The 19,409-nt window shown below is 70.6% G+C and carries 20 protein-coding genes and 3 tRNA genes; 7 read left to right on the top strand and 16 right to left on the bottom strand.

What is annotated here, in order from left to right; translation table 11 throughout:
* Nucleotides 1-27 precede the first annotated feature (27 nt).
* The gene (locus K7957_RS02875) at nt 28-393 is read left to right on the top strand and encodes a response regulator (protein WP_343228280.1); all 366 of its coding nucleotides are present in this window, start codon (nt 28-30) and stop codon (nt 391-393) included.
* Nucleotides 394-459: 66 nt separating this feature from the next.
* On the opposite strand, the gene K7957_RS02870 is transcribed toward K7957_RS02875, so the two are convergent.
* The 9 genes from K7957_RS02870 to K7957_RS02830 all read right to left on the bottom strand — a co-directional run bounded on the left by K7957_RS02870 (nt 460) and on the right by K7957_RS02830 (nt 9,196).
* Complete coding sequence (locus tag K7957_RS02870; protein WP_223010462.1) at nt 460-1,878, bottom strand: ISNCY family transposase; 1,419 nt, start codon at nt 1,876-1,878, stop codon at nt 460-462.
* Between the two features lie 136 nt (nt 1,879-2,014).
* Nucleotides 2,015-2,179 carry a hypothetical protein gene (locus K7957_RS02865; RefSeq protein ID WP_223010461.1) on the bottom strand — a complete coding sequence of 55 codons (165 nt, stop codon included), beginning with the start codon at nt 2,177-2,179 and terminating at the stop codon, nt 2,015-2,017.
* A complete protein-coding gene (locus K7957_RS02860; protein WP_223010460.1) occupies nt 2,176-2,940 on the bottom strand; it encodes an MBL fold metallo-hydrolase in 765 nt (254 codons plus the stop codon). Before K7957_RS02860 ends, K7957_RS02865 begins: the two co-directional genes overlap by 4 nt.
* On the bottom strand, nt 2,937-3,716 hold the full coding sequence (locus tag K7957_RS02855; protein ID WP_223010459.1) for a TatD family hydrolase: 780 nt from the start codon (nt 3,714-3,716) through the stop codon (nt 2,937-2,939). The genes K7957_RS02860 and K7957_RS02855 overlap by 4 nt, the downstream gene beginning before the upstream one ends.
* Nucleotides 3,716-5,266, bottom strand: a complete 1,551-nt coding sequence (gene metG, locus K7957_RS02850) for a methionine--tRNA ligase (RefSeq protein WP_223010458.1) — start codon at nt 5,264-5,266, stop codon at nt 3,716-3,718. Before metG ends, K7957_RS02855 begins: the two co-directional genes overlap by 1 nt.
* A 10-nt stretch (nt 5,267-5,276) precedes the next feature.
* Entirely contained in the window at nt 5,277-6,266 is a 990-nt protein-coding gene (locus K7957_RS02845) for a DNA polymerase III subunit delta' (protein ID WP_223010457.1), read from the bottom strand.
* The gene (gene tmk / locus K7957_RS02840) at nt 6,263-6,901 is read right to left on the bottom strand and encodes a dTMP kinase (RefSeq protein WP_223010456.1); all 639 of its coding nucleotides are present in this window, start codon (nt 6,899-6,901) and stop codon (nt 6,263-6,265) included. The genes K7957_RS02845 and tmk overlap by 4 nt, the downstream gene beginning before the upstream one ends.
* Nucleotides 6,901-8,073, bottom strand: coding sequence for a D-alanyl-D-alanine carboxypeptidase family protein (locus K7957_RS02835; RefSeq protein WP_223010455.1), 1,173 nt, complete (start codon nt 8,071-8,073; stop codon nt 6,901-6,903). Before K7957_RS02835 ends, tmk begins: the two co-directional genes overlap by 1 nt.
* 64 nt (nt 8,074-8,137) lie before the next feature.
* The gene (locus tag K7957_RS02830; RefSeq protein ID WP_223010454.1) at nt 8,138-9,196 is read right to left on the bottom strand and encodes a lytic murein transglycosylase; all 1,059 of its coding nucleotides are present in this window, start codon (nt 9,194-9,196) and stop codon (nt 8,138-8,140) included.
* A gap of 97 nt (nt 9,197-9,293) precedes the next feature.
* Here K7957_RS02830 and K7957_RS02825 point away from each other — a divergent pair.
* Together K7957_RS02825 and K7957_RS02820 are read left to right on the top strand one after the other, a co-directional pair.
* Nucleotides 9,294-9,383, top strand: a tRNA-Ser gene (locus K7957_RS02825).
* Between the two features lie 123 nt (nt 9,384-9,506).
* On the top strand, nt 9,507-9,686 hold the full coding sequence (locus tag K7957_RS02820; RefSeq protein WP_223010453.1) for a hypothetical protein: 180 nt from the start codon (nt 9,507-9,509) through the stop codon (nt 9,684-9,686).
* 71 nt (nt 9,687-9,757) lie between these two features.
* Here K7957_RS02820 and K7957_RS02815 read toward each other — a convergent pair.
* Together K7957_RS02815 and K7957_RS02810 are read right to left on the bottom strand one after the other, a co-directional pair.
* Nucleotides 9,758-9,834: transfer RNA gene (locus K7957_RS02815), tRNA-Arg, on the bottom strand.
* Nucleotides 9,835-9,888: 54 nt separating this feature from the next.
* Nucleotides 9,889-9,965 (bottom strand) — tRNA-Arg (locus K7957_RS02810).
* 83 nt (nt 9,966-10,048) lie between these two features.
* Here K7957_RS02810 and K7957_RS02805 point away from each other — a divergent pair.
* Both K7957_RS02805 and K7957_RS02800 read left to right on the top strand, forming a co-directional pair.
* Nucleotides 10,049-10,579 (top strand): hypothetical protein, encoded by a 531-nt coding sequence (locus K7957_RS02805; protein ID WP_223010452.1) that lies wholly within the window; start codon nt 10,049-10,051, stop codon nt 10,577-10,579.
* A gap of 98 nt (nt 10,580-10,677) precedes the next feature.
* Nucleotides 10,678-10,959, top strand: coding sequence for a VOC family protein (locus tag K7957_RS02800; RefSeq protein ID WP_223010451.1), 282 nt, complete (start codon nt 10,678-10,680; stop codon nt 10,957-10,959).
* 136 nt (nt 10,960-11,095) lie between these two features.
* Here K7957_RS02800 and K7957_RS02795 read toward each other — a convergent pair whose 3' ends face one another.
* Genes K7957_RS02795 through hemB form a run of 4 tightly spaced genes read right to left on the bottom strand, consistent with a single transcriptional unit; the run spans nt 11,096 to nt 15,342 of the window.
* Nucleotides 11,096-13,243 (bottom strand): spermidine synthase, encoded by a 2,148-nt coding sequence (locus K7957_RS02795; protein WP_223011091.1) that lies wholly within the window; start codon nt 13,241-13,243, stop codon nt 11,096-11,098.
* 46 nt (nt 13,244-13,289) lie between these two features.
* Nucleotides 13,290-13,823 (bottom strand): GNAT family N-acetyltransferase, encoded by a 534-nt coding sequence (locus tag K7957_RS02790; RefSeq protein WP_223010450.1) that lies wholly within the window; start codon nt 13,821-13,823, stop codon nt 13,290-13,292.
* A complete protein-coding gene (locus K7957_RS02785; RefSeq protein WP_223010449.1) occupies nt 13,820-14,353 on the bottom strand; it encodes a GNAT family N-acetyltransferase in 534 nt (177 codons plus the stop codon). Before K7957_RS02785 ends, K7957_RS02790 begins: the two co-directional genes overlap by 4 nt.
* On the bottom strand, nt 14,350-15,342 hold the full coding sequence (hemB, locus tag K7957_RS02780; protein WP_223010448.1) for a porphobilinogen synthase: 993 nt from the start codon (nt 15,340-15,342) through the stop codon (nt 14,350-14,352). The genes K7957_RS02785 and hemB overlap by 4 nt, the downstream gene beginning before the upstream one ends.
* A 78-nt stretch (nt 15,343-15,420) precedes the next feature.
* On the opposite strand from hemB, the gene K7957_RS02775 reads away from it, so the two are divergent.
* Entirely contained in the window at nt 15,421-16,326 is a 906-nt protein-coding gene (locus K7957_RS02775; protein ID WP_223010447.1) for a diacylglycerol/lipid kinase family protein, read from the top strand.
* Nucleotides 16,327-16,438: 112 nt separating this feature from the next.
* Here the strand turns inward: K7957_RS02775 and mutL are convergent, their stop codons facing one another.
* Nucleotides 16,439-18,217: a DNA mismatch repair endonuclease MutL gene (mutL, locus tag K7957_RS02770; protein WP_223010446.1), complete on the bottom strand. Its 1,779-nt coding sequence runs from the start codon at nt 18,215-18,217 to the stop codon at nt 16,439-16,441.
* A gap of 147 nt (nt 18,218-18,364) precedes the next feature.
* Here mutL and K7957_RS02765 point away from each other — a divergent pair, with 147 nt between their 5' ends.
* Nucleotides 18,365-19,405 carry a rod shape-determining protein gene (locus K7957_RS02765; protein WP_246616620.1) on the top strand — a complete coding sequence of 347 codons (1,041 nt, stop codon included), beginning with the start codon at nt 18,365-18,367 and terminating at the stop codon, nt 19,403-19,405.
* Nucleotides 19,406-19,409: the final 4 nt, after the last annotated feature.

Genomic DNA, 19,409 nt, shown 5'->3' with positions numbered 1-19,409 from the left:
CAGTCTCAACCCCTTAAGCGATGGCCGGTGCTGGTGGTCGAGGACGAGCCGATCCTGCGGCTCGACGCTATCGACATGGTCGAAGAGGCAGGGTTCGAGGCGGTAGAAGCGCTAAGCAGCGCCGACGCCATTCAGCTGCTGGAAGAGCGCCTGGACATTCGCCTCGTGTACATGGACCTGGACATGCCGCGTAGCCGCAGCGGCATCGAAATAGCAGCCGCCATTCGAAAGCGCTGGCCGCCGATCGAGATCATTTTAACGGCAGCGTACTTCACTCGCGACAGCGTCAGACTGCCAGAGCGCGCGGAATTTTATGCGAAACCTATCAATCGGTTTGAAATCATAGAGGCAATGCGTCGTTTGACCGAGGGTGAGCCCGAAGCGTCCGCCTGAACAAACGGCAGCTTACGGCGGTCGACGTGGTCAATCTCGCGTCCGCGAATTGGGCGGTTCCGGACGCTAGCGAGCGTACTCACTAAGGCCCCGCGCAACCAGGTCCTCGTTGGAGAGACGCGGCCCACGCTTGAGCCTGCCGTTGCCGAGCGTACGACGGTCGAGCTTCTGGGCGGATGAAGCCGGGGAGGGCGCCTTGAACGGTCCGACGGGCTGCGCGGTGCGCGCCGGCTCGTTGTTGTTGCGCTTGGCATGGTGTGGCTGAGCTTGCTGTATCACGCGGGCGAGCGCCAGCGCCGCGTCGAGATGCTTGTTGTCGACCACGGCGGCCTGGTTCACCCGGCGCATCTTGTCGAACATGCGATAGGGCAGGACCGTGCCCTCGTGCTGGATCTCGAGCCGGCCATCCGGGTACTCGCACACGTCGACCTTCTTCCGCGCGAGCGCCTGCGACGCAGGGGAGGGCTCGAGGATGAACATGGCCTTGTTGTAGTGCAAGGTGAGGGCACCGGTGACGGTGCGCTGCTCGCGCCACACCAGCTCCGCCTCAAGGTTCTCGTGAATGGCCAGCGCGCGATGCAGATCGCGCGGATCGAACGGCGTCTTGGCGAACCGTTGATTGTGCTGCGCCATATAGGAGGGGAGGAAGGCGTTGGCTTGGTCGATGGTGGAGATGCGATGTAGCCGCATCGCCTTGACCAGGCGGTCCTGCAGCGTCGCATTGACCCGCTCGACGCGTCCCTTCGCCTGCGGCGAGTTCGCGCAGATGAGCTCGATGTTGAGGCGGTCCAGCGCACGCCCGAGGTGGGTCATGCCGTCGCCCTTTGCCGAGGCCGTGTTGTTGCGAAAGGCGCTGTGCTTGTCGGTGTAGAAGGCCACCGGCTTGCCATGCCGCTCGAGGTAGGTCCGGGTGGCGCGCATGTAGGAGAAGGTGCTCTCGCTCTCGACCATCTCGACGTGCATAAGCTCGCTGGTGGCATCGTCGATGAAGACCAGGAGCGTGCATTGCGGACCGCGGCCCTCGAACCACCAGTGCTTGGAGCCGTCGACCTGGACGAGCTCGCCGCGGCAGTCGCGCCGGTAGCGCGGCTGGTACGGGCGAGGGCGCTTGGCCGCACGGTCCTGCCACAGTCCCGCCTCCAGCATGATGCGGCGCAGGGTCTCGCACGACAGGCCGATGCCATGGCGCTCGGCGAGGTACTCGCGCGCGAGCGTCGGTCCGAAGTCGGCGTAGTGCTCGCGTACCAGCGCGACCACTTGGGCGCGGAAGGCGTCGCTGTAGCGCCGGTTGCTCGGGCGTCCTCGCTTGCGCGACACCAGGCCGCTGGCGCCGTCCTCTCGCAGGCGGCCCAGCAGTCGGTACACCTGCCGTCTGGCCAAGCCGAGCAGCTCCATTGCGTCCGTGACCCGGATCTCGCCGCGGTCGAGCCGCATCAGCGTGTCGAAGCGGGTGATCTCAGCAGCACTCATTGCCAGCACCGTCATACAATGCGCGTCCTCGTTGCCGAGAACGGCTATGACACCGGCGACCCGCTGAGAGCACCGCAGAGTGCCATTTCTATCTAGCGGGCTGGTGCCATTTGTACGTTGCGTCTACATCCATGCCGAGCGATAATACGTATTATGTAAAATAGGTGGCGACCAGGATGAGCGCGATGAAGACCCCGCCCCAGACCAACGTGTAGCGGAGCATCGTCCGCGCCGGCATGCGTCGTGCGACCAGCGCCGCGAGTGCCAGCACCAGCACCAGCAGCAGGATCACCGCGTTGCCGAGACGCTCGCTCACGGCGTGACCTTCCAGCCGTCATAGCCCGGCTCGACGCCGCCGGGCAGCTCGGCACGCAGGCCCGCATAGTCCATCGACTGGTCCATATGCACCAGCACCGTCCGAGTAGGACGCAGATCCTCGACCCAGCCCAGCACGGTGGCGAGATCGGGATGCGTCGGGTGCGGCCGGCGCCGCAGCGCGTCGACGATCCAGACGTCCACGCCGCGGTACAGCTCGCGCATCGCCGCCGTCATGCCGCTGATATCGGTGGCATAGCCCACCGAGCGCCCGGCGGCGGTAAAGCGCAGTCCGGCGGAGCTGATCGACCCGTGCGGCTGATCGACGACGTCGATCGTCAGACCGCCGAGCGCGAGCCGATCGGGCAGCGGTGCGAGTTCGACCGTCGGTGGATAGCCGTCCGCACCTTTGAAGACGTAGGCGAACTGTTGCCGGAGCGCCGCCGCGCAGCCCTCCCGCGCATAGCCTGGCACGGGATGGCCGAGCGCGTGATAGACCTGGCGCAGATCGTCGATGCCGAAGACGTGATCGGCGTGCTGGTGCGTCCAGATCACCGCGTCGACCTGCCCGATCCCGGCGGCGAGCAGCTGCTCGCGCATGTCCGGGCTGGTGTCGACCAGGATCCGCACGCCGTCATGCTCGACCAGCAGCGAGGAGCGCGTTCGGCGGTTGCGCGGCTCGGCCGGGTCGCACTCGCCCCAGTCGCCGCCGATGCGCGGCACCCCCGAGGACGTGCCCGAGCCGAGGATTCGAACCTTCACGCGGGCCGTGTCTTGCTGAAGAGCGCGTGAAAGTTATCGGCCGTATAACTCTGCAATGCCGCGATTTCTTCACCGCGGAGCTGCGCCAGGAAGGCGGCGGTATCGGCGACGAAGCTCGGCTCGCCCGTCTTTCCCCGGTGCGGCACCGGCGCGAGGAAGGGCGCGTCGGTCTCGATCAGCAATCGCTCTCGCGGTATGCGTGCCGCCGTCGCGCGCAGGGCCTCGGCGTTGCGGAAGGTGACGATGCCGCTGATGGAGATGTACATCCCGATCTCGAGCGCTTGATCGGCGAAACTGTCGCTCGCCGTGAAGCAGTGTATCACCCCCGTGAAGGCACCCTGCTCCATCTCCTCGCGCAGGATCGCGGCGGTATCCTCCTCGGCGTCGCGCGTGTGGACGATGATCGGTGTGCCGCTCTCGCGCGCGGCGGCGATATGCGCGCGGAAACTCGCCTGCTGCCGCTGGCGGTCGGAATGGTCGTAATGATAGTCGAGGCCGCTCTCGCCGATCGCGACCACGCGCGGGTGGCGCGCGCGCTGGACCAGCGTGGCGGTGTCGACATGTGGATGCTGGTCGGCCTCGTGCGGGTGGATGCCCACGCTGGCCCAGACGTCGGGCTCGCGCTCGGCGGTGGCGAGCACCGCGTCCCACTCGCGCTCGCGCGTGGCGATGTTGAGCATCGCGGTGACGCCGCGCGCGCGTGCGCGATCGAGCACCGCGGCCTGCTGCTCGAACACGCCCTCATAATTGAGGTGGCAGTGGCTGTCGGCGAGCATCAGGCGGGCTCCGTCTCGGCGGGCAGCTCCAGCCGCGGGAAGGCCGGCGTCGGCGGCGCGATCGTGGCGCGCGCGTCGGCGCGGCGCTGGTACCAGCCGTCGTCGTCGATCGCGGCATGGTCGCGCTCGTCGGCGCCGATCTGATCGAGCACCCTGCCCGCACCCTCTGGCACCACCGGCAGGATCGCGATCGCGAGCATACGGATCGCGCGCACCAGCGTGCCGAGCACCGCGTGCATCCGCTCGGGATCGGTCTTGCGCAATGTCCAGGGCGCCTGCGCGTCGATATATTGGTTGCACGCGAACACGCCGCGGAGCCACGCCTCGACGCCCTGGCTCAGCAGCAGGTCGGTGAAGCCCGCGCGCAGCCCGGCGCAAGCCACGACGACCTCCTCGATCAGCTGCGCGTCCGCTTCCTCGGCTCGACCCGCGTTCGGGAAGGCGCCGCCGAGGTTCTTGGCGATGAACGACAGCGTCCGCTGCGCCAGATTGCCGAAGGCGTTGGCCAGCTCGGCGTTGACTCTCGTGACGATCGCCTCGGCCGAGTAGCTGCCGTCCTGACCGAAGCTCACCTCGCGCAGCAGGAAGTAGCGCAGCCCGTCGACCCCGAACGCCTCGGCGAGATCGAGCGGGTCGACCACGTTGCCGAGACTCTTCGACATCTTCTCGCCGCGGTGGAGCAGGAAGCCGTGACCGAACACTGTCTGGGGCAGCGCGATCCCGGCCGACATCAGGAACGCGGGCCAGTAGACCGCGTGAAAGCGGACGATGTCCTTGCCGATCAGGTGCAGGTCGGCCGGCCAGTAGCGCAGCTCGCCGTCGGGATAGCCGGCGCCGGTGAGGTAGTTGGTCAGCGCGTCGACCCAGACGTACATGACGTGGCCTGGGCTGCCCGGGACCGCCACGCCCCAGTCGAAGCTGGTCCGCGACACCGACAGGTCGGACAGGCCGCCCTCGACGAAGCGCAGGATCTCGTTGCGCCGCGCCTCGGGGCGGATGAAATCGGGCTCGGCGGCGTAGAAGTCGAGCAGCGGCTGCTGATACTTGGAGAGGCGGAAGAACCAGGTCTCCTCCGCGGTCCAGGTCACCGGCGTGCCCTGCGGCGACAGCTTGGCGCCCCCTTCCCCGTCGACCAGCTCCTTCTCGTCGTAGAAGGCCTCGTCGCGCACCGAGTACCAGCCCTCGTAGCGGTCGAGGTAGAGGTCGCCGGCGTCCGCCATCGCCTGCCAGATCGCCCGGCTGGCGCGGTGGTGATCCGCGTCTGTAGTGCGGATGAAGCGATCGTAGCTGATCGCAAGTCTGTCGCACATCTCTTTGAAATAACTCGACATTTCATCAGCGAGCGCGCGCACCTCGACGCCGCGCTCGCGCGCCGTCTGGACCATCTTGAGCCCGTGCTCGTCGGTGCCGGTCTGGAAGCGGACGTCGCGCCCGGCCTGGCGCTGGAAGCGCGCGATCGCGTCGGCCGCGATCGCCTCATAGGCATGGCCGATGTGCGGGCGGCCGTTGGGGTAGCTGATCGCGGTGGTGATGTAGAAGGGATGGCCCATGCCGCGCCTCCTAACGCTCTCCCTCGCGGGATGCCAGCCGCGCGACGATGCCGGCGAGCTCGTACACCGTGCCCTGCTGGTCGAGCGACAGCGCGCGCGCCGCGGCGGCGACCGAGCGCGCCTCGTCATAGCCGTCGAGCGCGGCGCGCAGGTCGGCCCCGACGCGCGTCGCGGCGGCGCGCGCGATCAGCGTCGGCACGCGGTCGAGGAAGGCCTCGTAGCGCGGCTGCGCCGCCTTGAGCGCGAGCGCTTTAGCGAGCGCGGCGCGACGCGTCAGCGTCGGGTCGCCGTCGCGCGCGATGCCGGCGAGCGCCTGCTCGATCGCGCCGAGGTCGAGGCCGGCATAGCCGAGCGCGCGCCCCGGCGAGCCGTCTCCCGCGGTTACCAGCGACGCGATCTCCTCGGGCTCGGCCTCGGGCAGCGACCCGCGCAGCACCGCGGTCATGTCATCGTCACCGAGCGGCTCGAACCGCAGCACGCGGCAGCGCGAGCGGATCGTGGCGAGCAGCCGACCCGGCGCGTGGCTGACGAGCAGGAACACCGTTCCCGCGGGCGGCTCCTCCAGGCTCTTGAGCAACGCGTTGGAGGCGCCGGGGCGCTCGAGATCGTCGGCGGCGTCGATCACGATCGCGCGGCGCGGCGAGAGCGACGGCATCGTGCCGAGGAACGGGCCGAGCGCGCGCACCTGGTCGACCGTGATCGAGCGTGCCAGCTCGTCGTCCTTGTCCTTCTTCGGCAGCCGGCGCAGCTCGCGATAGTCGGGGTGCGAGCCGGCGGCGAGCAGCGTGGCGGCGCGATGGTCGGGGGGCACTGCCAGGCCGGGGGCGAGCGCGGCCGGAGTCATCCCCTCTGCGAGCAGCCGCGCCGCCGCGGCACGCGCGAACATGGCCTTGCCGACCCCCTCGGGACCGGTCAGCAGCCAGGCATGGTGGACGTTGCCGCCGCGCAGCGCCGCGGTGAAGGCATCGACCGCGGCGCGGTGGCCGCGCAGGATCGTCACGGCAGCCAGTCCGCCAGCTCGGCGAGCATCGCGGCGGTCACTGCCTCGGGCGCCTGCGCGGCGTCGATGCGGCGGAAGCGCTCGGGCTCGCCCTCCGCAAGCCGGTCGAATGTCGCGAAGGCCGCGGCGACGGCGACGTGGAATGCGTCGTCGCGCGACGCGAAGCGATCGGTCGCCCCGCGATCTCGCTCGGCGGCCCGCGCCGCTCCGATGTCGGGCGCGACGGTCAGCAGGAAGGTGCGCTCCGGGAACAGTCCCTTACTCCCGAAGGCGTGGAGCGCGAGCACGTCGGCGTCGGCGATGCCGCCCGCCACACCCTGATAGGCGCGCGTCGAGTCGACGTAGCGATCACAGATCACCCAGCGACCCGCGTCCAGCGCCGGCCCGATCACCTTCTCGACGTGATCGGCGCGCGCCGCAGCGAACAGCAACGTCTCCGCGCGAGCGCTCCACCGCCCGGCCTCGCCCTCGAGCAGCAGCGCGCGGATCGCCTCGGCGCCCGCACTGCCGCCGGGCTCGCGCGTCACCACTGTCTCCACGCCGCGCTCGCGCAGCGCAGCGGCGAGCGCGCGCGCCTGGGTCGATTTGCCGGCCCCTTCCCCGCCCTCCAGGCTGAGGAAGCGCCCCCGCGGCATCAGAACAGGCCGCGCAGGCCCGCCATGGCGCGCCCGAAGAAGCCCGCCTGACCGACGTCGCGCGCCGCCACCAGCGGCATGCGCTGCTCGGGCAGGCCGGGCGCGGAGACGACGAGATCCGCGATATGCGCGCCCTGCTTGATCGGTGCCTTCACCGGACCATCATAGACGATCTTGCCGGAGAGCTGCGGGCGCGTTCCCGAGGGGACCGTCACCGCCAGCGCCTTGGGCGCGACCAGCTCGACCTCATTCGAGTCACCCAGCTGCACCGCCGCGGTGCCGACGGTCTTGCCCGCCTTCACCACCGGACGTGCCTGCCAGGCACGGAAGCCCCATTCCATGAAGCGGATGGATTCCTGCGCGCGCTGGTTGAAGCTGGTCAGCCCCGCCACGACCATCACCAGCCGACGCCCGTTCTGCTCGGCCGAGCCAGTGAAGCCATAGCCCGCCTCGTCGGTGTGGCCGGTCTTGAGGCCGTCCGCGCCGGCGACGCGGCCCAGCAGCGGGTCGCGGTTGGCCTGGGTGATGGCCTGGCCCGCGCCCATGGTCTTGCCCCAGGTGAAATCGCGACGCGAGTAGAACTGCTTGTAGAGCTGCGGGAACTCGGTGATCGTCGCGGCGGCGAGCTTAGCGAGATCGCGCGCGGTGACATAGGTCACGCCGCCGTCGGGCCAGCCGTTCGAGGTGCCGAAATGGCTGTTGGTGAGCCCGAGCTTCTGCGCGTTCTCGTTCATGCGCTCGGTGAAGGCCTGCTCGGTCCCCGAGGCACCCTCCGCCAGGACGACGCAGGCGTCGTTCCCTGAGAGCGTGACGATCCCGTACAGCAGGTTCGCGACCGAGACGCGCTCGCCGACCGAGAGGAACATGGTCGATCCCGCCGCGGGGCCGTGCCAGCGCTGCCACGTCTCGGGACGGACCTCGTACTCGGTCGACAGCTTGAGGTCGCCCGACTTGATCATCTGGAAGGCGGTATAGACCGTCATCATCTTCGCCATCGACGCCGGCGGCATGCGGCGGTCGGCGTCCTTGGCGTAGAGCACCGCGCCCGAGGAAAGGTCCTCCATGAAGGCGACCGGCGCGGGCGTGTCGAACTGCGGCGCCGCGGCCAGGGCGGGATAGGCGACCGCGAGGACGGCGGCGGGCAGCGCGAGGACGGTCAGCAGCTTGGTCATGGGTCGGGATCCGGTTCGATGGCAGGCGTGGGGAGAAGCGTGGAGGCGCGTCGAGGTTCGCGCCCTAGCGCGCGATCGCGTCGGCGAGCAAGCCCACCGACAGAGCGTAGAAGTTGGAGCAATTATAGTCGAGGATGACGCGATAGTTGCTGGTCAGCAGATAAGCGGTGGCGCCGGGGCCGTCGGGCTCGATCAGCACCGCCTGCACCTGGTCGCCGGGCCAGCGCCCGTCGAGCGGCGCCAGCCCCATCGCGCGCCACTCCGACATCGTGCGCCAGCCGCTGTGGCGCTCGAACACGCGCGGGCATCGCGGCGAGACGAGGCGGTTGGCGACGCTCGCGCGCGAGAAACCCGCGGGCACGCTGACCGCGACGCCCCAAGGCTCGCCCGCGCGCCAGCCCGCCTGGGTGAAATAATTGCCGATCGACGCGAGCGTGTCGGCGGACGAGTTCCAGATGTCGATGCGCCCGTCGCCGTCGCCGTCGCGCGCGAGGCGGAGGTAGACCGAGGGCAGGAACTGCGGGTTGCCCATCGCGCCCGCCCAGCTGCCGGTCAGCTGCGCGCGCGGCACGCCGCGGTCGATCATCTTAAGCGCGGCGATCAGCTCTCCCTCGAACAGCGGCCGGCGCCGTCCCTCATAGGCGAGGCTGGCGAGGCTGCGCAGCAGGTCGAAGTTACCGGTGTAGGAGCCGTAGTTGGTCTCATGCCCCCAGATCGCCACCATGATCTGCTCGGGCACGCCGGTCTCGGCCTCGACGCGCGCCAGCCTGGCGCGATTGGCGGTGTAGGCGGCGCGCCCGCGCGAGATCCGCGCGGCGTCGACGTGAGCGGTGCGATAGGGCGCGAACAGCGGCACCGGCGCGTTCGGGCGCGCCTCGGGCTGCTGCTGGTCGAGCGCGACCACGCGCGGGTTGAAGCTGAGCCCCGCGAGCGCGCTGCCGGCGGTGGCGGGGCGGACACCCGCGGCGACGGCGCGGGCGCGAACCTCGGCGAGATAGGCCTGGAAGCCCGACCCCTCTGCGTCGACCGCGGCCGTCGTGACGTCCTGCGCCGAGGCGGCGGGGGTTGCTAGCAGGAGAAAGGCGGCGGCGATGCCGCGGGCGAGCGTTGCGACCGCTGTCATGGTCGGGGCGTTCTGGCACAGCGGAACGGCGCACGGAACCGCAAATCGCGCGAGCGCTTGCACTCGCCGCCGGGTCGCGTTTAAGCGGGTGGCCTGCGGAGAGGTGGCCGAGTGGTTTAAGGCAGCGGTCTTGAAAACCGCCGTGGGTTCACGCTCACCGTGGGTTCGAATCCCACCCTCTCCGCCACTCCTCGACCTCACACAGCCACGCTGCGACCCGATCGAGGTTGCCGAGCTAAGTCACTGTATTTGCTCGATACTGCCTTTGCTGCGTCGACGTTCGTCGGGCGACAAACCAAGGAGACAGGTGTTGGCACAGAAGGGCGATGGCGGTAATTCGGGGGCGGTGACCACCGAGGGCGGCGATCGCGCGCGCGGCAGCCTCGGAACGGGGCGCGGCGGCAGGACGGGGACGGGCGCGAAGAAGGCCGCGACGAAGAAGACGCCGGGCGAGTCCGACGACAGCGGACAGAAGATCAGCGGCGCGTGACGCCACGCCGATGGAGTGGCCCAGAGCCGCGACACATGGCCCGGCTACGGCGGCCGAACGAGAATAAGCGATGGCGCGCCCGGAACGATTCGAACGTCCGACCCTCAGATTCGTAGTCTGATGCTCTATCCAGCTGAGCTACGGGCGCATCGCGGTGCGGCGTGATGCCGTCCGTCTGCCCCACCTGGCGGTGGGTAACCATTGGCGCGCCCGGAACGATTCGAACGTCCGACCCTCAGATTCGTAGTCTGATGCTCTATCCAGCTGAGCTACGGGCGCGCAATGGAGCGGCGCTGTTAGACGCCGCCGTGCGGGGGCGCAAGAGCGTTGCGGTAAGTTTTTCGCCCCTCTACGCAGATCGCATGCCACGCCCACCGCGCGCCCCGTCGCCGCTCGCCACCCTCCCGCTGACCGTCGCCGCCCTGCTGTCACTGGCCGGCTGCGGCGCCGACATGAGCGGCTATCCCTCGCTCGCGCCGCGACCCGTCGAGAAGCTGGGCTTCGAGGAGCCGGCGACGCCGCCGCCCGCCCCGGTCGCCGCGGATCCGGCGCTCGACGCGCGGCTCGCCGCGATCGCGACGGCGCGTGCCACCGCGGCGCGCGACTTCGACGCCGCGGCCGTACGCGCCACCGCCCGCGCCACCGCGGCACGCGGCGCGGCGGCGGGCAGCGAGCGCTGGCTCGATGCGCAGAGCGCGATCGCCGAGCTCGACTCGCTGCGCTCGACCCATGCCGACTCGCTCAACCAGCTCGAGGAGCTCGCCGCCGCGCGCGCGCAGGCGCTACAACCCGACTATCCCGCGCTCGAGCAGGCGCTGGACGCGGCGCGCGACACTGCCGCGAGGCAGACGAGCCGCATCGACACGCTCGCGGCCTCGCTGCCGAGCGGCTGAGCCGGGGGCGTCGCCTGCCCTTTCCAGGACAGACGCTCGATCCAGGACCACGTGGCGGAATGGAGACGCGCGATGCATGTGCCAAGGGCTTCGCGGTCGTGACCCCGTCTATCTTCGCTGACCGCGCGCCCGACTACGTTCGTTTCCTCGAGGCAGCATTCGGCGCGCGCGAGATCGGCCGCAGCATCGCGCCGGACGGTCGCCTCGCCGATTGTCAGCCTCACTTCGACACGACGACGATCATGGTGAGCGAGGCCTCGGACGCCTACCCCGCGACGCGCGCGGCCTCTTATCGCCACGTCGCCGACGCGGACGCCGCGATGGTCCGCGCCGAGAAGGCCGGTGCCGAGCCGATCATGCCCGTCGCCGACATGCCCTAAGGTGACCGGCAAGGCGGCGTGCGGGATCCCGCCGGCACCATCTGGTGGGTGTCACAGCGGCTCAGCGACGAGCCTTATCTTTGACTGGTCGCTGCTCCTCCGCCGTCGTCCTCCGAGGGTCCAAAGCGCCGCCCCGTCAGAACCGCAGCAGCGGCAGGATCGACGCGTAATCGTCGGTCCAGGGCGCGAAGCCATGGCGGCGGCGCAGCACGTGCCAGTCCCCGTCGTCCCCGGCCAGCAGCGCCTGGGTCCAGGGATCGCGCGTCAGCACGATCCAGGACGATGCCGTCCCCTCCTCTTCCCCGTCCGCCGGGACATGATTGAGGATGAGCGCGCGCCACCCGCCACCGCGCGCTGCCGCGGCCACGACGGGTCCGAGATCGATGAAGCGGTTGGAGATATGCACCGCCAGCACGCCGTTGTGTGCCAACACGCGCGCGTAGACCGCGAACGCCTCTCGCGTCAGCAGGTGCATCGGCACCGCGTCCGAGGAGAACGCGTCGAGCGCGAGCAGGTCGAGGCTCGTCGTCGGGGCGCGCTCGAGCGACACGCGCGCGTCGCCAAGTTCGATCGCGGCGCCGGGCGCGCAGGCGGCGACGAAGGTGAAGCGGTGGGCGCGGCTGAGCGCGGCCATGGCGGGGTCGATCTCGTAGAAGCGCCAGCGCTGGCCCGGCCGGGCGTAGCAGGCGAGCGTCCCAGTCCCGAGACCGACCACCCCGATCCGCGCTCGATCCCCGAACAGCAGCGGCGCGGCGCGCATGGCGCGGCCGATGCCGCTCGCGGGCGTGTAATAGCTCGTCGGCATGCGCTCGCGCGCGGGCGAGCCGGTGAGCTGCACGCCGTGCAGCGTGGTGCCGTGGACCAGGGTGCGTCGGCGCGGCTCCTCCACCAGCGTGTAGACGCCGAAATAGCTGCGCAGCCGGGCCCCCGGCTCGAGCGAGAGCGACAGCGAGCGGAAGCCGCCGAACAGCAGCAGCGCGCTCGTCAGCACCATCAGATAGGGCGCACGCGCGCCGAGCGTCAGCAGCCCGACCGCGGCGACCACCGCGAAGGTCGCGCCGGTGTGGCGTACCGCGCGCAGCCCGCCCGCCTCGTGCGCGAACACGCCCGCGATCACCGCCAGCGCGAGCGCGATCGCGGCGACGGCGGCCCAGCGCGCCCCGCGCCGGGCCCAGAGCCCGCGCAGCCCGGCGGCGAGCGGCGCCTGGGGCACCAGCGCGCCCGCGGCTAGGATCAGGATGGGATACTCCCAAGTCCAGTCGAACAAGGTCGGCGCCACCAGACCGGCGAATACCCCGCCCAAAGCGCCGCCGACGGAGGTGGCGAGATAGAAGCCGGTCAGGCGCGCCGGCTCGGGACGCAGCCGGTACAACCGCGTGTGCAGCGCGACCGAGATCATGAAGAGCAGCAGCAGTGCCATCAGCGTGCTCGCGGTCGCCATGTCGGCGAAGCCCCCCATCATGATGCCGCCGAACAGCAGGATCGTCACCGGTGCCGCGCGCGTCAGCGAGTCCGCCGGCCAGCGCCGCGCGGCGAAGGCGATGGAGAAGCTCAGCAGGTAGAGCGCGAGCGGGATCACCCACAGCAGCGGCATCGCCACCAGGTCGGTGCTGATGAAGGTCGAGGTCGCCAGCATCATGCCCGATGGCACCAGGCCGAGCACCACCCACAGCAGCACGCGCGATCGCGGCGGCGCGGGCGCGCTCGGCGCGACGTCGGCGGCGGAAGTGGCACGCGACGGCAGCCGCGTCGCACACAGTACGACGAGCGCGACCAGCACCAGATAGCCCCCGCTCCACAGCCAGCGCTGCTGCGTCACCGGCAGCAGCGGCTCGACCAGCAGCGGGAACGCGATCAGCCCGGCGAAGCTGCCGAGATTGGAGGCGGCGTAGAGCGGATACGGGTCGGTGCCCGGCCGCGCCAGCTCGTACCAGCGCTGCATCAGCGGCGCCTGCGACGACACCGCGAAGAAGAGCGGCCCGATCGAGAGCGCGAAGAGATAGGGTACCCAGAGCGCCGGCTCGGCGCCCGCGGGGAGCACGCGGTCGCTGAGCCCGATCGGCAGGAAGGCACAGGCGACGAGCAGCAGCGTGAGGTGGATCGCGCGCTGCCGCCGCGGCGCGAGCCGGCTGATCAGATGCGCATAGCCGTAGCCGCCGAGCAGCAGCGCCTGATAGACCAGCATCGCCGAATTCCACACCGCCGGCGCGCCACCGAGCCGCGGCAACGCCAGCCGCGCGATCATCGGCTGCACCAGGAACAGCAGGAACGAGCCCGTCAGCATGGTCGCGACGAACAGCGGCGCCACGCCGCCGCGCCGCGACCGCGGCTCAGTCACGCGTCGGCCGGGCGATGCGATACAGCAGGTGGCGCCGCAGCGGGTCGCCCGGGTCGAGTTCGGGATGGTCGAAGTCGCCGCCGATCACGCGAGACATGCCGAGCCGCTCCATCAGCATGCGGCTGCGCGTGTTGCCGGGCACGGTCACCGCCGCGATCGTCGGCACGTCGAGATGCTCCCACGCCCATTCGAGACAGGCCGAGGCCGCCTCATGCGCATAGCCCCGCCCCCAGTGCGCGCGGCCGAGCCGCCAGCCGATCTCGACCTCGCCCGCGACCGGACGCGGCAGCGGCAGCAGCCCGCACAGGCCGATGAACGTTCGGTCGGCGCGGCGCTCCACCGCCCAGAAGCAATGGCCGTAGCGCGCCTGCGCCGCCGCCATGCGCCGCCACGCGCGGCGGCTCTCACGCCGCGTCTCGGATGGGCCGATATGGCGCATCACCTCGGCATCTTGTGCGATCGCGTGGAAGGACGCGACGTCCTCGGCGCGCCAGCCGCGCAGCGTGAGCCGCTCGGTCTCGATCATCGCGGCCGGTCGATCGCGTAGGTCACCGTGGCGCGGCGCGGGTCGTCGACGGCGAAGTCGGGATGGTCGAAGCCGCCGTCGGCGAGCCGGCGCATGCCGAGCCGCTCCATCAGCCGCTGGCTCGCGGCGTTCGCCGCCGCGGTGATCGCGACGACGCGCGGCTCGGCGCGGTGCGCCCAGGCCCAGTCGAGCCAGGCCGCGGCGGCCTCGCGCGCATAGCCCTGCCCCCAGGCGGCCTGCGCGAGCATCCAGCCGATCTCGAGCTCGCCGCGGATCGGCGTCGTCGGCGCGCCCGGCTTGAGCCCGCAGAAGCCGATCACCTCGCCCGCGTCGCGCCGCTCGACGACGCCGAAGCCCAGCCCATGGCCGGCACGGTAGCCGGCATGGCGCTCGATCGCGGCATCGCTCGCGGCCGCGTCTTTCACCGGGCCGAGCTCGACCATCACGCGCGGGTCGGCCCACATCGCGTGGAGCGCGGCGCGGTCGCGCGGCTCGGCCGCGCGCAGGATCAGGCGCTCCGTGACGATCACGCGCCGAGCAGCCGCGCCGCGTGCACCGCATGATAGGTCAGCACGCCCGCGCAGCCGGCGCGCTTGAACGCGAGCAGCGTCTCGAGCACCATCGCGTCGCGGTCGGCGGCGCCGGCGGCCACCGCCGCCTCGATCATCGCGTACTCGCCCGACACCTGGTAGGCGAACACCGGTACCGCGAAGGCGTCCTTCACCGCGCGGACGATGTCGAGATAGGGCAGGCCGGGCTTGACCATCACGCTGTCCGCGCCCTCGGCGAGATCCAGCGCGACCTCGCGCAACGCTTCCTCGCGATTGGACGGATCCATCTGATAGGTCGTCTTGTCGCCCTTGAGCAGCCCGCGCGTGCCGACCGCGTCGCGGAACGGGCCGTAATAGGCCGACGCATATTTGGCGGCGTAGGCCATGATCTGGACGTTGACGTGCGAGTCCCGCTCCAGCGCGGCGCGGATCGCGCCGACACGCCCGTCCATCATGTCGCTCGGCGCGATGATGTCCGCGCCGGCGCGCGCCTGGTTGAGGCTCTGGCCGACCAGCAGCTCCACCGTAGCGTCGTTGCGGACATAGCCCGCCGTGTCGATCACCCCATCATGGCCGTGCGCGGTATAGGGATCGAGCGCGACGTCGGTGAGGATGCCGATGTCGGGCACCGCGTCCTTGATCGCGCGGGTGGCGCGGCAGATCAGATTGTCAGGATTGAGCGCTTCCGCACCGTCGTCGCTGCGGCGGTCGCGCGGCGTGTTGGGGAAGAGCGCGAGGCACGGGATGCCGAGGTCGTGCGCCTCTCTGGCGCGCGCCACCGCGAGGTCGATCGACCAGCGCGACACGCCCGGTAAGGTCGCGATCGGCTCTTCCGTCTGCGCGCCGTCCGTCACGAACATCGGCCAGATCAGGTCGGCCGGGGTGAGGATGTGCTCGGCGTGGAGGCGGCGGCTCCAGCCGGCGGCGCGGGTGCGGCGCAGGCGCAGCGCGGGATAGGCAGCGTGCATGCCAGCGGCTTTCCCGCAATCGGACGCGCCATGCAAGCGTTACGGCAGCGGAACTGCCGCTCGCGCGTTGGCCCGCGTATGAGAGAGATCCGCTCCGCCGCGCTCGTCGTCAATGCCAAGTCGCGGCGCGGGCGCAAGCTGTTCCGCCGCGCCTGCCGCCGCCTGCGCGAGCTGCCGTTCAAGGTGGAGCCGCACGCGGTGAAGGATCCCAAGCACCTCGACCGCACCGTGCGCAAGGCGCTCGAGAAGAAGCCGGACCTGCTGATCCTCGGGGGCGGTGACGGTACCATCAGCGGGCTGGTCGACCTGATGGTCGGCCACGACGTCGTGCTCGGCGTGCTGCCGCTCGGCACCGCCAACAGCTTCGCGCGCACGCTCGGCCTGCCGCTCGACATCGACGGCGCGATCGAAGTGTTCCGCACCGGCGCGCCGCGACGGATCGACCTCGGCATGATCGACGACGATTATTTCGCCAACTGCGCCGCGATGGGGCTGAGCCCGCAGATCGCCGAGACGGTGCCGCACCGGCTCAAGAAGGTGGCGGGGCGGCTCGGCTATCTCGGCTGGGCGGGCTACCAGCTGACCCGCTTTCGGCCCTTCACGCTCTACGTCGACGCGGGCGATGGTCAGGGCGAGCAGAAGCTGAAGGCGGTCGAGGTGCGGATCTCCAACGGCCCGTATCACGGCGGCACCTGGCTGGTCGACGAGGCCGCGGTCGACTCGGGCAAGATCGTCGTCCAGGTGGTGAAGGGACATTACAAGCGCCGTTTGGTGACCAACTGGGCGGCGAGCTGGCTCGGCCGCGACGAGCGCCACCACGAGGTGGTGACCTTCTCGGGCACGTCGATCCGCGTGCGCAGCGACCCGCCGCTGCCGATCTCGATCGACGGCGAGGTGCTGGCGCACACGCCCGTCACCGCGCACGTCGCCGCCGGGGTGATCGAGGTGATGGCGCCGCGCGAGTCGTCCTCGGCAGGACGCTGAACCTCATCAAAGGATCGATCGTGCCCCGCGCCGCGAGGGGTGGGCGCTCGCGCGACAGCGGCCGCTGGCCCATCCGACAGTGACCGCTCGCGATGAACGCTCCTCGCGGCCCTCAACGTCGCGCGAACAGCTTCTCGATGTCGGGGAAGTCGAGCTTCACCCAGGTCGGGCGGCCGTGGTTGCACTGGCCCGAATGCGGCGTCGCCTCCATCTCGCGCAGCAGCGCGTTCATCTCCGCCAACGACAGCGAGCGCCCCGCCCGGACCGAGCCGTGACACGCCATCGTCCCCGCCACCGCGTCGAGCCGCTCGCGCAGCGACAATGCCTCGTCATAGGCGGCGAGCTCGTCGGCGAGGTCGGTGACGAGCGCGCTCGGGTCGCCGCTGCCGAGCAGCGCGGGCGTGGCGCGGACCAGCATGGCGCGCGCGCCGAACCGCTCCAGCTCGAGCCCGAAGTCGGCGAGCTCGGCGGCACGCGCCTCGAGCCGGTCGCAGGCGGGTTCATCCAGCTCGACCACCTCCGGGATCAGCAGGGCCTGGCTCGCGACGCGCCCGCCGGCGAGCGCGGCACGCATCCGCTCCAGCACCAGTCGCTCGTGCGCGGCATGCTGGTCGACCAGCACCAGCCCGTCCTGCGCCTCGGCGACGATATAGGTCTTGTTCACTTGTCCGCGCGCCGCGCCGAGCGGGAAATCGTCGCGCTCGGGCGGCGGCGCCCAGCTCGCCTCCGCGCGCGCCTGCGGCGGTGGCGTCAGGAAGGTGGTGCGATGCTCACGCAGCAGCGTGCCGCCGAGCGCCGCCGCGGCCGATGACGTGGCACCGAGGCCGGACGGCGGTGCCGCGAAGGCGGCGACCGGCTCGGGCCGCCACAACGCGCCGATGTCGGCCGGCGCCGAGTGCGCGACGCGGTGGCCGGCGGCGTCGAGCGCGCGGCGCAGTCCCGAGACGATCATGCCGCGCACCAGCGCCGGGTCACGGAAGCGCACCTCGGTCTTCGCGGGGTGGACGTTGACGTCGACCTCACTCGCGGGGACGTCGAGGAACAGGGCCACCACGGCGTGGCGATCGCGCGGCATCATCTCGGCATAGGCCCCCCGGATCGCGCCGATCAGCAGCCGGTCGCGCACCGGCCGCCCATTGACGAAGAGATATTGGTGATCGGCGACCCCGCGGTGGAAGGTCGGCAGCCCCGCCACCCCACCGAGCACATGGCCCTCCCGCGCCAGGTCGACCGCGACCGAATTGTCGGCCAGCGCGCGGTCGGTCAGCGCGGCGACTCGCGCCGGCCGCCCCTCTGCCGCGACCACCCCCATCACCCGACGGCCGTCATGCTCGACCGCGAAGGCGATGTCGGGCCGTGCCATCGCGAGCCGTTTCACCACATCGAGGCAGCTGGCATATTCGGAACGCGGCGACCGCAGGAACTTGCGGCGTGCCGGCACCCGCGCGAACAGCCCCTCCACCACCACGCGGGTGCCGGGCGGCAGCGCCGCGGGCCCGTCGCGCTCGACCGCGCCATTGTCGACGGTGCGGGCCCAACCCTCGGCGCCGCGCGGGCGGCTCTCGATCGTGAGCCGTGCCACCGAGGCGATCGACGGCAGCGCCTCGCCACGGAAGCCGAGCGTCCGCACCGCCTCGATCGCGTCGTCGGGCAGCTTGGAAGTGGCGTGGCGCTCGAGCGCGAGCGCGATCTCTTCGGGGGTCATGCCGCAGCCGTCGTCGGCCACCTCGATGCGCTCGACGCCCCCGGCAGCGAGCACCACCGCGACCCGAGTGGCGCCGGCGTCGATCGCGTTCTCGACCAGCTCCTTCAACGCGCTGGCCGGTCTTTCCACCACTTCGCCCGCGGCGATGCGATTGACCAGATGCGAGGGGAGCCGGCGTATTGACACAGCGCAGCACCTAGCCCAAGCCGCCGCTTCCCGCGACCCCGCAGATAGAATTGCACGCATGATTCACGGCGGCGGCGCGCGGATCGGATATAGACGAACATGGCCGGTCGTCCCGCCCGGCGCGCACAGCAACGGACCACAACCTCAATGGTATTCTCGCGCTTGTTCAAGATGACCTCGCACGACATGGCGATCGATCTCGGCACCGCGAACACGGTGGTGTACGTGCGCGGACGCGGCATCGTGCTGAACGAGCCGTCGGTGGTCGCGGTCGAGACGATCAACGGGCAGAAGCGGGTCAAGGCCGTCGGCGAAGACGCCAAGCTGATGATGGGCAAGACGCCCGGCTCGATCGAGGCGATCCGCCCGTTACGTGACGGCGTCATCGCCGACATCGACGTCGCCGAGCAGATGATCAAGTATTTCATCGAGAAGGTGCACGGCCGCCGCCGCTTCATGCGCTGGCCCGAGATCGTGATCTGCGTGCCCTCGGGCTCGACCAAGGTGGAGCGCCGCGCGATCCGCGACGCCGCGCAGAACGCGGGCGCGAGCGCGGTCTATCTGATCGAGGAACCGATGGCGGCGGCGATCGGCGCCGACATGCCCGTGACCGAGCCAGTCGGCTCGATGGTCGTCGATATCGGCGGCGGCACCACCGAGGTGGCGGTGCTGTCGCTCCGCGGCCTCGCCTACACCACCTCGGTGCGCGTCGGTGGCGACAAGATGGACGACGCGATCGTCAGCTATGTCCGCCGCAATCACAACCTGCTGATCGGCGAGGCTACCGCCGAGCGGATCAAGCAGGAGCTGGGCTGCGCCAAGCCGCCGATCGACGGCATCGGCAAGACAGTCCACATCAAGGGCCGCGACCTGGTCAACGGCGTGCCCAAGGAGATCCAGATCAACCAGGCGCAGATCGCCGAGGCGGTGAGCGAGCCGGTCGCCGCGATCGTCGACGGCGTGCGTATCGCGCTGGAGAATACCGCGCCCGAGCTCGCCGCCGACATCGTCGACCAGGGCATCGTCCTCACCGGCGGCGGCGCGCTGCTCCAGGGGCTCGATGAGGTGCTGCGCGACGAGACCGGGCTACCGGTCACGGTCGCCGACGACCCGCTGATCTGCGTCGCGATCGGCACGGGCCGCGCGCTCGAGGATCCGATGTTCCGCGCTGTTCTTCAGAACGGGTAAGCTC

Source organism: Sphingomonas yunnanensis (assembly GCF_019898765.1).
GTDB lineage: Bacteria > Pseudomonadota > Alphaproteobacteria > Sphingomonadales > Sphingomonadaceae > Sphingomonas > Sphingomonas yunnanensis.
This window is presented reverse-complemented; position numbering and strand designations above follow the sequence as displayed.

Bases quoted from the DNA above. Each gene is read 5' to 3' on its own strand.
- tmk (WP_223010456.1), bottom strand. From the start codon at position 6,901: ATGCCGCGGGGGCGCTTCCTCAGCCTGGAGGGCGGGGAAGGGGCCGGC.
- K7957_RS02830 (WP_223010454.1), bottom strand. From the start codon at position 9,196: ATGACAGCGGTCGCAACGCTCGCCCGCGGCATCGCCGCCGCCTTTCTC.
- hemB (WP_223010448.1), bottom strand. From the start codon at position 15,342: ATGCACGCTGCCTATCCCGCGCTGCGCCTGCGCCGCACCCGCGCCGCC.
- K7957_RS02795 (WP_223011091.1), bottom strand. From the start codon at position 13,243: ATGCTGACGGGCTCGTTCCTGCTGTTCCTGGTGCAGCCGATGATCGCG.
- K7957_RS02765 (WP_246616620.1), top strand. From the start codon at position 18,365: ATGGTATTCTCGCGCTTGTTCAAGATGACCTCGCACGACATGGCGATC.
- K7957_RS02835 (WP_223010455.1), bottom strand. From the start codon at position 8,073: ATGACCAAGCTGCTGACCGTCCTCGCGCTGCCCGCCGCCGTCCTCGCG.
- K7957_RS02855 (WP_223010459.1), bottom strand. From the start codon at position 3,716: ATGCTCGCCGACAGCCACTGCCACCTCAATTATGAGGGCGTGTTCGAG.
- metG (WP_223010458.1), bottom strand. From the start codon at position 5,266: ATGGGCCATCCCTTCTACATCACCACCGCGATCAGCTACCCCAACGGC.
- K7957_RS02870 (WP_223010462.1), bottom strand. From the start codon at position 1,878: ATGACGGTGCTGGCAATGAGTGCTGCTGAGATCACCCGCTTCGACACG.
- K7957_RS02775 (WP_223010447.1), top strand. From the start codon at position 15,421: ATGAGAGAGATCCGCTCCGCCGCGCTCGTCGTCAATGCCAAGTCGCGG.
- K7957_RS02790 (WP_223010450.1), bottom strand. From the start codon at position 13,823: ATGATCGAGACCGAGCGGCTCACGCTGCGCGGCTGGCGCGCCGAGGAC.
- K7957_RS02805 (WP_223010452.1), top strand. From the start codon at position 10,049: ATGCCACGCCCACCGCGCGCCCCGTCGCCGCTCGCCACCCTCCCGCTG.